This is a genomic window from Nitratidesulfovibrio termitidis HI1 (genome assembly GCF_000504305.1).
Classification (GTDB): domain Bacteria; phylum Desulfobacterota; class Desulfovibrionia; order Desulfovibrionales; family Desulfovibrionaceae; genus Cupidesulfovibrio; species Cupidesulfovibrio termitidis.
Map to the genome: position 1 here is coordinate 254,093 of NZ_KI632512.1, position 12,255 is coordinate 266,347.

Here is a 12,255-nt window from a genome sequence, read left to right on the forward strand (position 1 = left end):
CGCGCGCCATCCATGTTCAGGGTATCCCCGCGCTGGGCGTGTCGTCGGCCTGCCACAGTTCCACCCTGTTGCGGCCATTGTTCTTGGCCCGGTAGAGCGCACGGTCGGCCTGGCCGATCATTTCTTCCAGCGTGACGGGGCCGCCCGACCCGGCAACGCCTATGCTGACAGTCATGGAAAACCGGGTGTCGCCGTGGACCACGGTAGCCCGTTGCACGGCGGTGCGCACTCTTTCCGCAAGGTGCTCGGCCTGGGCCATGGATGTGTTGGCCGCGATGATGACGAATTCTTCGCCTCCCATGCGTGCAAGAAAGTCTGACTTGCGGGCGTGCTCGCGCAGTACCTCGCCCAGTTTGCGCAGAGCGGCATCGCCGGTCTGGTGACCGTACGTGTCGTTGATGGACTTGAAGCGGTCGATGTCCAGCACCAGACAGGCGTATTCCGTACCTGCGCGCAGGCAGGTTTCCGCGATGCGCGCGCCGTCTTCCTCCAGGCTGCGCCGGTTGGCGAGGCCGGTGAGCATGTCGGTGGACGTGAAGACCCGCAACTGCTCCAGATAGGCGGCCGTGCGTGCGGCCATGCTGCAGAAGTTGTCGTACAGCCGGGCCAGTTCCACGGGCATCTTGCGGGTGTCGATGTGTTGGCAGGTGGTGTCATATTCGCCCGACAACATGCGGGTGGACATTTCGGACATGGCCTTGACCGGTTTGGTGATGCCGGAGGCAAAACGCAGCATGAAAGGGGTAAGCACCGCCAGCGTCACCAGCGACGTGCCCATGAGTGTCAGCAGCATCCTGTGCATGTGCCCGAGAATTTCGGAAAGCGGCGTCTCGCGCACCAGCAGCCAGTCGCCCGCCGTGATCAGGCGGCTGGTGCCGATGACGTCCACCCCGTCGTTGTTGGTGTATACCTGCGGCGTGCGCAACCCGTTGGAGGCGGGCGGGGTGATGATGATGGTGTCCGGCTTCGAACTGTCCAGCAGCATGTGATCCTTGTTTCGCAGCAGGAACGGGGACCAGTCCTTCGTGGAGAACGACAGGGAAAACGTTTGTGCTATTGTATCGATGCGTATGGCGCCGGCAGCAACGCCAAGAAAGGTGCCCTCCGTGTCGCGGATGGGGCAGGTTACGATGACGGCGTTCGAACTGCTGACGCGGTTGTTGAAGATGGTGGTGATGGTGGACGTGCCGCTTCTGGCACTGGCGAAATACGCCCTGTCCGACACGTCGATACGCATTGATCCGTTGGGGTCGACGGTGACGATGCCTTTGGCGTCGATGAACACGAGATTGCTGAAATCACCATGCGATTCCATGAACAGCGTGGCGATTTCTCGCAGTTTCTCCTGGTCGCCCCGGGTTGTGGCAGCCAATTTCGCCACGTGCGCGATGTCGCCCATACGGTGGGTGAGCCAACGTTCGATGGATACGTGCAGGGCGTCCGTTTCTTCGGTGATGTAGGCGTAGGTGTCCGCGATGCTGCTGCTGCGCATGAAGCTGTAGTAGCCGATCAGCATGGCGCACGCGGGAAGGATGATGAGCACGGCGGTGTACGCGTGCAGTTTTCCTTCGATGGTGGAAAGTGTCGCCATGGTCGCTTCCTGCGTTCGTGGCCCGTTGGAGGGGCGGGATGGGCCCATGATATACACAAGGGGGCACGGCGGGAATTATACCATGCGAAATGAGGGGGCGGCAGCGCTTGGCCCGCCGCTGGCTCTTTGCCCGAGGGGACATGCATGAATGCACTCGGGTTCGATGGGTGGCGATGTATATCGGGGAATGCTTTGTGACTATATTGTTATTTTATGGTGGATTGAAGGGAGGCGTGTGTTTGTTGGTAGAATAAATATTTGCTGTTTTGCTAATATGGGTATCTGTCGAGATGTGGTATGATTGGTGTGCTGGTGGAAGATGTGTTGAGTAATTGAATGCGTTTTGTATGTGTATTTATTGATGGTTGTATAGCGCTTGTTGATTGTCATAATTTCAAGAAAATGAATAGAACATAACTGTGTTGTGTGATTATGTAATTGATGTCTTTAGAATGCAGTATATTGAATCTGGAAGAATTACGATACAATGAAGAATGCATATATAGATTTGAATGAGGATGTGATGTGATGTGATGTGATGAAAGGATATTCTGTGGTAAGTTGAAATGCGAGCTATGGTGTGAAGAAGTAGGAAGTATTGTTTTGAGAACATAAAGCATGACGGACATGTCAGATTATCATCGATGCATTGTCAAATACGGCGTGAAGTCGTTACATTTGTATGTAAGCGTGGTTTAAGAAGACGCATTAGTGCGCAGAGAATTGAAAGAATCGTGCGATATTTGAGGGTCGGTGATTGCGTGATGGGCCGTAAGTAACATGGCAGCACCAAATATCATAACTGCATCAATTGAATTGAATATTTCTATGTTTGCGTTAAAATCTGGATTTATACATTGCGATATGGCGGGAATGCTTTCAACTTCTTGATCGATGAAGTCGTTTATTGTTTTAAACGCCGAGAAGTGGATTTGCTCCCCATGCTCTTGAAGATGGTAAGTGTTATTTCAGGCAGTGATATTGCAACGGGTTGGCCCGGTTTGGCTGGGCCTTGTCAGGGTTATTGAGGAGAGGGGAGGCCCTTTTTACGCTTGCGGATGTCTTTGTGTGGCCCGCCGCGCAAAAGGGCCCCCCTGGAAGAGTTCGGGTTCGTCAACCGCTCATGCCGGACTTAACGCCCTGTCGAGCGGATTTTGGTGATGATCTCGTCCGTGACTTCCATTGTCTTCGACGTGCCGCCAAGGTCGGGGGTGCGCACCCTCCCTTCGGCGGTAACGTCCTTGATGGCCCCGACGATGCGTTGGGCCTCTTGTTTGTGTCCCAGAAAATCAAGCATGAGGGCTCCAGTCCAGATCATGGCGATGGGGTTTGCGATGCCCATGCCGATGATGTCGGGGGCCGAGCCGTGCACGGGCTCGAACATGGAGGGGAACTTCCGCTCCGGGTTGATGTTCACGCTGGGAGAGAGTCCCAGGCTGCCGCTGATGGCGCCTCCGATGTCCGTGAGAATGTCGCCGAACATGTTGGATGCCACGGCCACGTCCACGGACTCGGGCTTGAGCACAAGGCGGGCTGCCATGGCATCCACGAGCATATGCTCGGTGCGTACGTCGGGGAATTCGCCCGCCAAGCGTTCGAAGCACTCATCCCATAGGGTCATGGTGTGTCGCTGGACGTTGGATTTTGTTACGCAGATGAGGTGGTTGCGGCGGGTGCGCGCCAATTCGAAGGCGTAGCGGATGATGCGCTCCACCCCGACCCTGGTGAAGACCGACGTCTCCATGGCTACTTCAAAGGGCATGCCGGGGTGGGACCGGCCACCAGCGCCGGAGTATTCACCTTCGGTGTTTTCACGCACGATAACAAAGTCTATGTCCCCGTATTTTTTGTCCGCAAGGGGGCTTTTGACGCCCGGCAGCAAAAGGCTTGGCCGGGTGCAGACGAACTGGTCGAAGCCGAGGCGGATCTTGATGAGCAGGCCATGCAGGGAGACATGGTCTGGAACCTGCTTTGGCAACCCCACGGCGCCGAAGTAGATGGCGTCGAAAGGCCGCAAGATATCCAGGCCGTTCTCGGGCATCATCAAACCGTGCTGCAGGTAGTAATCGCATCCCCAAGGGAAATATTCATAGTGCATCTTGTACGTTCCGCAGGCCTCGCTGACCGCGTCCAGCACACGCACTCCTTCGGGCGTCACCTCCTGTCCAATGCCGTCGCCGGGGATGACTGCGACCCTGTACTCCTTCATGGCCAAACCTCGCTCCTGTTTTTCCTGTTTCCACGTGATTGCATTGATAATGCGCACTTGCTGATTTTGCAGCTGCACTGTGCCTGGTGTCGGTGACGATGCTTGGGCGGGATGAACTTTATCCGGACAATGTCAGGTGCATGGCCAGGTATCCTTTGTTGTGCCTATATGATGCCATCAAATACGTGGCCCACTGGAAGAGTGACGCCAAGCAACCTTGAGAAGACAAAGTAGAATACAATGACGCATGCCATTGTTCCCAGGCAATTCATTAAAATACAAGATGATGTCCGTTTTTCTTTTGGGATATACCTGATAATCAGGATTGAAATGCTTATGAAGCTGGCAAGAATAAATCCCAAGATATTCAAGAGAAGAGCCCATGCCGCGCCCACTACCATCGATAGCATCATGGTGTCGTTTATCTTGAATATGACCCTATTGCTTTCCTTTTTTTTCAATACACCCTTGATGACAAGGATTACGCCCAAGAAGGCAAGAAAGGGCAAGATGATTTCTGGAAAGAATGCACCGAAGGGCGTGAAGTCGTCATTCAGCTGGAAGTAGAAAAACGATGAGATGGCCAGAACGGCAACGCCGCCCACCGCATCGGTATTTGTATTAACTTGCATGAGAATTTTCTCCATTCCCTGCCGTATGCAGTTTGGAACTGACTTTTTTGATCAGGGGCCAGCACAGCGACAACGCACAGCAGGCCGCCAGCACGATGCAGATTGGACGTGTGAGGAAGATCAGCCAGGGGGCAGACTGGCTGACAGCCCCTCCCATGATTATGCCTTGCACGAAGCCGCGCTCTGCGATCGGGCCAAGGATCAGACCCAGCACGATCGGCCCCGGGTCGAATTCAAGCTCTTTCAGGCAATAGCCTAAAAGACCGCTGCCGAACATGATCAGCACATCAGCAGCATTGTTGCGTATGGCATAGGAGCCAACAACTGTAAGCAGCATGATGGCGGGGATCATGTAGCGGGAAGGAGTTTTTGTGACAACTTGAAATATAAATTTCCCTGCAAAAATACCGAGCACGGCCATGAGTATGTTGCAGAAGAAGAAAGAAAGCATGAATGCGTAGGTAATGTCGCCATTTTTACTGAAAAGTTCGGGGCCAGGTGTAATGCCTTGCATGAGCAGGGCGCCAAAGATGATGGCGGCGGGGGGTGATCCGGGGATTCCCATGGCAAGAAGAGGAACCAAGGCGCCTTCAACAGTAGCGTTGTTTGCTGATTCCGTGGCTACAATGCCCTGTGCATTGCCATTGCCGAAGGTTTCGGGATCCATTGCGGCGCGTTTGGCCTCGTTATAGGCGACAATGTTGGATATATTGCCGCCAGCACCGGGAAGGATGCCTATCAGTGCACCAAGGACGGATGAGCGCATGGTGTTGCCCATGTGATGCGTCACGTTCTTCCAGGCCTGTCGCAATGCATGGGAACTGCCGCTCAGCTTGCCCATGATGACAAGTTTCTGGTTGGGGGTGGCCGCCATGTTGAATACTTCGGGAATACAGAAAAAGCCGATCAAAACTGAAACAAGTTCCATTCCGCCCTGTAGCGACGCGACGTTGAGCGTAAAGCGGATGTCGCCGCCGATCGGGGCTATTCCGATCATGCTGAGCATTACGCCGATAAGCCCGCCAGCCACGCCTTTGATCAAGGATTTGTCCGACAGGCTGGTGATGATGGTCATGCCGAAGACTGCGGTCCAAAAGAATTCCGGGGGCCCGAATTTCAATGATACCTGCGCGAGAGGCAGTGCAAACATGATCAGGATGGCGGTGCCGATGAGTCCCCCGAAACTCGACGCCACAGAGGCCGTGTACAGCGCCTCCTCGCCGCGCCCCTGCCGAGCCATGGGGTAGCCATCAAAACACGTGGCGATCGAAGACGGCGTGCCCGGTGTATTGAGCAGTATCGCCGAGAAAGCGCCGCCAAAAATGGTTGAGGAATAGAGTGCGCCGATGGTTACAAGCGCCGGAATTGGATCCATGGTAAATGTGAATGGCACCAGTAAGGCAACTGCCATGGTTGCTGAAAAGCCAGGAAGGGCTCCGGCGATGATTCCCAGAAAGCATGCTATCAGCATGAAAAGCATATTTTGAAATGTAACAACATTGCTGAAAGCGGTTACTATTATGTCCATTTCTGCCTCCTTCTGTCTTGACATAGAATAGTAGGCATATCGTTTTTGTAGCCATTGGCGCAGAAGTAATTTGACGATAGTCCACTTGCTGCATCATCTATTCAGCTGTTCACCCTTTGCATGCATCTGTGCGCAGAACTATCCAGGTTATTTGTACATGATTGCAGAGGGTGAACAGTTTGTTGTCGTCTTGTGAAAGTCAGGATGCAAGGCTGATATTTGCTGTTGCTACTTGCTGAGCTCGTCAAGGATGTTCTTGTACTCTTCGAATTTTCGATTGATATAGTTCTGGCTTTCCTGTGGATTCATGTCGAGCAGGGTGAAACCCATTGGCGTCATCTTTGCGGAAAAATCAGGATCGGCGTTTATCTTGGCGCATGCCTCGTAAAGAATTTGCGTGATATTGTCTGGCGTCTGCGGGGGGACTGCAAGCCCGCGAACAGAGCCTTCAATGATGTCATATCCAAGCTCCTTGAACGTAGGCGCGTCGATGTTGTGCGCACGCTCTTCAGAAGCCACCGCCAGCACCCGCATGTCATTGGGGTATGGTCCAGATGTTGTGGTGAAGCCCATGACGGCTGTCACGTGCTTGCCCAAAAGCGCCGGGGGAAGGTCTGCCGTTCCGGGGAAGGGGATGTAGGCGAACTTGGCGGAAGTGTGCTTGTTCAACAGCACGGTTGCGATATGCCCCGCAGTCGCGTTGCCTACCCCGCCGATGATGATGCTGCCTGGGTTTTCCTTCTGGGCTTTGATGAGATCGTCGAGGGTTTTGTAGGGGCTGTCGGCTCGTACCACCAGCGCGCAAGGAGTAATCATGAATATCATGGCCGGTTTGATGTCGCTGGTCTTATAGCCGGCGTTCTTTCGCTGCAAAGGTTGCAGGATGATGTGCGGTATGTTGAATCCGGCCGTGTAATAGCCAGAAGGTTTGCTGTTGGCCAGTTCACTCCAGGCGACAGCACCACCAGCTCCAACTTTGTAGCTAATGAGAATCTTTTGCTTCAGTTCTTTTTCAAGGTAAGGTTGCTGTGCTCTGGCAAAAATATCAGATTCTCCACCGGGACTGAACGGGATCAGATAGTTGATGGGTTCTTCCTTGGGGTATTGGTCTGCTGCGAAAGCGTGTGTCGTTGCGATCATGAAAAATGAAAGAAATACAACTGAGAATAAACGTTTCATTCTTTCCTCCATTGATAGTGAAGATCGTTCAATGACGCATGTGTCGACAGCAGATGATAAACCGGCTGTCTAACCATTGTTGCATTTTCTTCGCCCCCTCACGTCCATGCCGTCGTATTTGGAGGTTGGAATTCCAGCATAGGGCACGTGCGTTTTTTTGGGCAAATCAAAAAAACGCATACTCCAGATAAGTTTTTGCAAGGATGGTGGCGAACCGCCCACGGGAATGTTTTGCGGGCGCCAGTGGGCAGTGGAAGCCCCCTTGTGGCTGTCTGCTTCCTCATTCTTGATGATAAAAAGCGACCCGGCGGGTGCCGGGCTTGTCTGGTTTCTGGAAAGCTGGACAGTCACAAGGTTTTTGGGGAATGCTTGCGCGGGGATCGAGATAAACGAACGGAGTTGGCCATGAACATTTCACGCCTCAGGACGTACCTTAAGGTCGCTTCCACCGGGAGTTTTACGCGGGCTGCACAAGAGCTGTTCGTAACGCAGCCAACAGTGACGCATCATATTCAATCTCTTGAGGAAGAACTGGGATATCAGCTGATTGTCAGGTCAAGCGCGCACATACGCCTGACCGCGGAGGGGAAGCGGCTTGTCCAGAAGGCCAATGAATTGTTTCAGATTATAGATGAAATAAAAGGAACTGCGGCAGAGCAGGAAAAAGGAATAAGCGGCACGTTGAACATCGCTGCTTCATCTGTGATGGGTGCTCATTTTTTGCCTAAAGCGCTGAATGCAATTATTTCAGAATACCCTAATGTAGACATAAGACTTCATTTTGGTACGGCATATTCCATTGCCACATGGGTTCAGAATGCTTTTGTGGATATGGGGTTTGCCCCGCGTTCGCCTGGGTTTGAAAAACTCAGGTTTGCGCCACTCCTTGTTGAGCCATGCGTTCTCGCAATAAGCTCATCACGCTATGCCATGTGGAATTCAGAATTGGACAGAGAAGACTTTACCAATCAGCCGTTCATCCTTCGTGAAAAAGGAACAAAAGCTCACGATATAGCTATGAGGTGGCTTAAAAAGCAGGCGTGGTATTCATCTTTTCGGCAGCCGGCGATTCTCTCTAGCATGGAGTCAATAAAGAACTTGGTGCTTGAGGATGCCGGGATGACCATTCTGCCACGTTGCTGTGTGGAATATGAATTTCAACAAGGTCGAATGAAAGAAATTAAAACGGATACGGGATTGGAGGACATTACGTACTTCATGATAGAACGGATTCATGAAAATGACAGTGAACCGATACGGATATTCAAACAGGTGCTTGGTATCAACATAAAGGCTTTCATATGCGTATGTTGCGGCCATTGGACGCCGTATGGCCCAAATAGAAATGGGCTGTGACCTAAGATCACAGCCCATTGTTTTACTTGGTCGGAACGACTGGATTCGAACCAGCGACCCCCTGCTCCCAAGGCAGGTGCGCTACCAGGCTGCGCTACGTTCCGGTGGGCCACGGCGGTGGTGTCGTGGCGTACGGTGGTCAGATAGTCGAAAGCGTGTCGCGGTGCAAGGGGAAATGGCGATGAGGTAGATTGGCGAGACGAACCGGTGATGCCGCGGCTGAGTGGCAGACGAGGGCGGTGAGAAGAACAGAGGCAGGTGAGATGCGGACGGGGCAGCTTCCCTGCCCATATCGACATGGGGGGACATGGCATGGATGTGGCCCCGGCAATGCTTGGGACAGGGCAGGATGAAGTCGGGCGGCAAGGGCGCGACAGGGGTGCGATAGGGGGGCGGCAGGGGGGCGGCAATCCGGTCCCCGTTCGTGCGCGTTCGCCCATCATTTGCCTCCCTGTTTTTTTGCAGTATTCTTGTATTGTTTGATTTCCATAACACGATGTAATCAAAAGTTTTTTTTGGCATTTGTTCGTCCCTGCGGCAAACTTTTCTGAAGCCGCGGATTATTTTGCGTGCGGCCCGCTTGACGACAGGGGGCAAGGTGCGTATTTACGCATCTCCTTACCAATTGGCAGCGTTCTTGTTTCCCTCGTTCGATCTTCGCATGTGCAAAGCTCCGGACAGATGAAAAGAAGAGCCTGAGAAAATTCCGGAGTATTTCACATGTCCAAGAAGCTCTACGTCGGCAACCTTCCCTTCTCCAGCAGCGAAAGCGACCTGCGCGCCCTGTTCTCCAACCACGGCGAAGTGCAGTCCGTCGCCCTGATCATGGACCGCGAAACCGGTCGTCCCCGTGGCTTCGGCTTCGTGGAAATGGACGACGACGGCGCCCGCGCCGCCATGGAAGCCCTTGATGGCCGCGACTTCCAGGGCCGCAGCCTGAAGGTGAACGAAGCGCAGGAACGCGCTCCCCGCCAGCCCCGCTGGTAGGTCTTCGCTCCCCCTATCGTCTGGACCGGGTCCCGCCCATTTCGGGCGGGACCCTTTCTTTTCGGCGCGGTGCGCGCCACAAGCAGGAGGAGACCCCATGGCCAAGGACGATTATTTCGAAGTGGCGGGCGTGGTGCAGGAAGCCCTGCCCAGCACGCTGTTCCGTGTGGAACTGGAAACGGGCCACACCGTACTCAGCCACCTGTGCGGCAAGATGCGCAAGTTCCGCATCCGCATCCTGCCCGGTGACAAGGTGCGTGTCGCCATGTCCCCCTACGACCTGACCAAGGGCCGCATCGTTTTCCGCGAACGCTAGGCGGCCCGCCACGGCCCCGCGCCGTGTCCCGTAGCCTGAAGGCCCCTGCCGGCATCGTGCCCGTGGGGGCTTTTCGTTTGCGGAAGATGTGGAGGCCAGACCGGCGGCGGACAGAAGTGACGTGCCCTGGCTTCCGGTTGCCCCGGTGACGTCGCCGTGGTCGTTGGGTTCGCCGGATCGCCCTGCCGGATGTCCCCAAGGTGCCCGCCAGATCATTAACCGTCCCGCTGCCTGCGCACCCCCCATGCCTTTGACACCCCCGTCGGCATGGGGCATTGCGGTGGCTAGGGGCGTCGGTCCGCCGCGCTTTCCCGTTTTTCGCACTCTCTCCGGAGCCGTCATGGGACACATCGCCGCCAGGGACATCTACCGTCGTCTCGGCCACGCCATCGACAACACCCCCGTGCGCACGCCGTGGAACGATGCCTTCCACGCCATGCTGCGCGAACTGTACACCCCGGAAGAAGCGGAACTGGTGGTGCGCATGCCATACCGCCCGTCGTCCATCGGGCGGCTGGAACGGGTCACCGGCATGGACCGCGTCCGGTTGCAGCTGTTGCTGGACCGGCTGTGCGACAAGGGGCTGGTGCTGGACATCCGCGAGGATGGCGACCACGCTGCCGAATCCGCCGAGCGTCATGCCGCATCGGCGCACGGGCATGACAGGCATGACGGGCATGGGCATGATACCTATACGGATCGCGCACATCCGCACGACCACTCCCACTCCCCGTCCGCCCACGGCCATTCCTCCCTCGGCTCTCCCGCTTCACCGGCCCACGATCATTCCGACAACAGCTGCCTGTACATGATCAGCCCCATCGTCATCGGCATCTTCGAATTCACCATGATGCGCACCGGTGGGGCGCTGCCCAGCAAGCGCTGGGCGGAACTGTTCCACGACTACATGTTCGGCGACCGGGCCTTTCTGGACGCCAACTTTGGCGACGGGCAGCGCGTTTCGGTCATGCGCGCTCTGCCGCACCAGCAGACTCTGGGCGATCATGTGGAAATCCTGGACTACGAGCGCGCCGCCGCGCTGGTGGAGCAGAACCGCACCTTTGCCGTGGGGCTGTGCTCGTGCCGCCATGAAAAGCACCATCTGGGCACCCGGCAGTGCGACGTGGACATGGAAACCTGCACCTCCATGGGCACCGGCGCGGAATACCTGATCCGGCACGGCTTTGCCCGGCGCATCGACAAGGCGGCCATGCACGACACCCTGGCCCGCTCGCGCGACCTCGGCTTCACCCTGTCCGCCGACAACGTGCAGCAGGGCGTGGGGTTCATCTGCCATTGCTGCGGCTGCTGCTGCAACCTCATGCAAGGCATCCGCCAGTGGGGGCACACCGGGATACTGGTCACCTCGTCGTTCATCGCCCGGTGCGACGCCAGCCTGTGCAACGGCTGCGGCCTGTGCGAACGGGCCTGCCCCATCGACGCGGTGTCGTTGCCGGTGCCGCCCGATGGCCGCAAGCGCGACCGGCGCTGTCTGGTGGACGAAGACTATTGTCTGGGCTGCGGGGCTTGCGCCCTGAAGTGTCCCACCGGGGCGTTGTGGCTGCACCCGCGCGAGCGCAAGGTGCTGCACCCGGCGGACAGCTTCGAACGGGTCATTTTGCAAAGCCTGGAGCGCGGCACCCTGCAAAACCTTGTGTTCGACAACCCAAACAGCCGCACCCAGGAATTCATGCGCGGGCTGGTGGGAGGTTTTCTGCGGCTTGCCCCGGTGACACGGGCGCTGATGGGGGATGCGCTGCGCTCGCGCTTTCTCGATGCCGTGCGCCGCATGGCCGAATAGGCGGAAACCGTTCGGCTGCATGTGGAGAGCTGGCAACTCTGCGAGCTGATTGCGTTCTGCAATGCGGGACGATGCTGCCCGAGAATCAGGTCGGGCGGGAGCCTGCGCCGACTCCCCTCCGCGCCATCCTTGTCCTTGCGAATGACGAAGCCCCCGCTGGCGATGCTGGCGGGGGCTTGTTGTCTGCAAAGCCGGAAGCGGAAACCGGACCGATGCCCGGCGTCACGGTGCGGCCTCCGGCTGGCCGCGTCGCATCAGTTGCAGGGGGTGGGGTGCGACTTCAGAAGGTCGTCGGCAATGGCGGGGCTGTCCTCCGCATCGGCGGGGTGCACGCACAGGCAGTCCGCGCCCTGGCCCAGCGCGGCAGCGCGCTTGTCGTGCCTGCCAAGGTGGCTGCCCAACTCGGCGGAGTGCCCGATGAACAGGGGGCTGTACCCCGTGTCCAGCACCGCCTGAGGCTTGCGGGCGAACATGAATACCCCGCTGAAGTCCGCCAGGGTGGCGCCCAGCGGGTACACCGCAAAGGTGTAGGCCTTGCCAGAAGCTCCGGTGAACGAGGTCATGGCGAGGGGTTCCATAGTGCCTCCTTCGTGTTGCGGGAAATACAATACCCTTTGGCAACATATAGGCATGGAACGGCAGCGCCGCAATGATTT

10 protein-coding genes and 1 tRNA gene are annotated in these 12,255 nt (G+C 56.3%); 4 read left to right on the forward strand and 7 right to left on the reverse strand.

The features are described 5' to 3' along the window. Positions 1 to 16: 16 nt before the first annotated feature. The 5 genes from DESTE_RS01265 to DESTE_RS01285 form a co-directional block, all read right to left on the reverse strand. Positions 17 to 1,591 carry a diguanylate cyclase gene (locus DESTE_RS01265; RefSeq protein WP_051384256.1) on the reverse strand — a complete coding sequence of 525 codons (1,575 nt, stop codon included), beginning with the start codon at positions 1,589 to 1,591 and terminating at the stop codon, positions 17 to 19. A gap of 1,132 nt (positions 1,592 to 2,723) precedes the next feature. Next, entirely contained in the window at positions 2,724 to 3,878 is a 1,155-nt protein-coding gene (locus DESTE_RS01270; protein WP_245590681.1) for a tartrate dehydrogenase, read from the reverse strand. An 86-nt stretch (positions 3,879 to 3,964) separates the two neighbouring features. Further along, on the reverse strand, positions 3,965 to 4,432 hold the full coding sequence (locus tag DESTE_RS01275) for a tripartite tricarboxylate transporter TctB family protein (RefSeq protein WP_035064156.1): 468 nt from the start codon (positions 4,430 to 4,432) through the stop codon (positions 3,965 to 3,967). Then, the gene (locus tag DESTE_RS01280; RefSeq protein WP_084559310.1) at positions 4,422 to 5,960 is read right to left on the reverse strand and encodes a tripartite tricarboxylate transporter permease; all 1,539 of its coding nucleotides are present in this window, start codon (positions 5,958 to 5,960) and stop codon (positions 4,422 to 4,424) included. The genes DESTE_RS01275 and DESTE_RS01280 overlap by 11 nt, the downstream gene beginning before the upstream one ends. 228 nt (positions 5,961 to 6,188) lie before the next feature. Beyond that, positions 6,189 to 7,139: a tripartite tricarboxylate transporter substrate binding protein gene (locus tag DESTE_RS01285; RefSeq protein WP_035064158.1), complete on the reverse strand. Its 951-nt coding sequence runs from the start codon at positions 7,137 to 7,139 to the stop codon at positions 6,189 to 6,191. 405 nt (positions 7,140 to 7,544) lie between these two features. Between DESTE_RS01285 and DESTE_RS17395 the strand changes: the two genes are divergently transcribed. Then, positions 7,545 to 8,495 carry a LysR family transcriptional regulator gene (locus tag DESTE_RS17395; RefSeq protein ID WP_084559311.1) on the forward strand — a complete coding sequence of 317 codons (951 nt, stop codon included), beginning with the start codon at positions 7,545 to 7,547 and terminating at the stop codon, positions 8,493 to 8,495. Between the two features lie 27 nt (positions 8,496 to 8,522). Here DESTE_RS17395 and DESTE_RS01290 read toward each other — a convergent pair. Next, positions 8,523 to 8,599: transfer RNA gene (locus DESTE_RS01290), tRNA-Pro, on the reverse strand. A 616-nt stretch (positions 8,600 to 9,215) separates the two neighbouring features. On the opposite strand from DESTE_RS01290, the gene DESTE_RS01295 reads away from it, so the two are divergent. The 3 genes from DESTE_RS01295 (at position 9,216) to DESTE_RS01305 (ending at position 11,599) form a co-directional block, all read left to right on the forward strand. Beyond that, entirely contained in the window at positions 9,216 to 9,482 is a 267-nt protein-coding gene (locus DESTE_RS01295) for an RNA recognition motif domain-containing protein (RefSeq protein ID WP_007521357.1), read from the forward strand. A gap of 97 nt (positions 9,483 to 9,579) precedes the next feature. Continuing rightward, entirely contained in the window at positions 9,580 to 9,798 is a 219-nt protein-coding gene (gene infA / locus DESTE_RS01300) for a translation initiation factor IF-1 (protein ID WP_012611350.1), read from the forward strand. Positions 9,799 to 10,138: 340 nt separating this feature from the next. Then, positions 10,139 to 11,599, forward strand: coding sequence for a 4Fe-4S binding protein (locus DESTE_RS01305; protein WP_035064161.1), 1,461 nt, complete (start codon positions 10,139 to 10,141; stop codon positions 11,597 to 11,599). 254 nt (positions 11,600 to 11,853) lie between these two features. Here DESTE_RS01305 and DESTE_RS01310 read toward each other — a convergent pair whose 3' ends face one another. Then, positions 11,854 to 12,177, reverse strand: a complete 324-nt coding sequence (locus tag DESTE_RS01310; RefSeq protein ID WP_035064163.1) for a hypothetical protein — start codon at positions 12,175 to 12,177, stop codon at positions 11,854 to 11,856. Between the last annotated feature and the right edge of the window lie 78 nt (positions 12,178 to 12,255).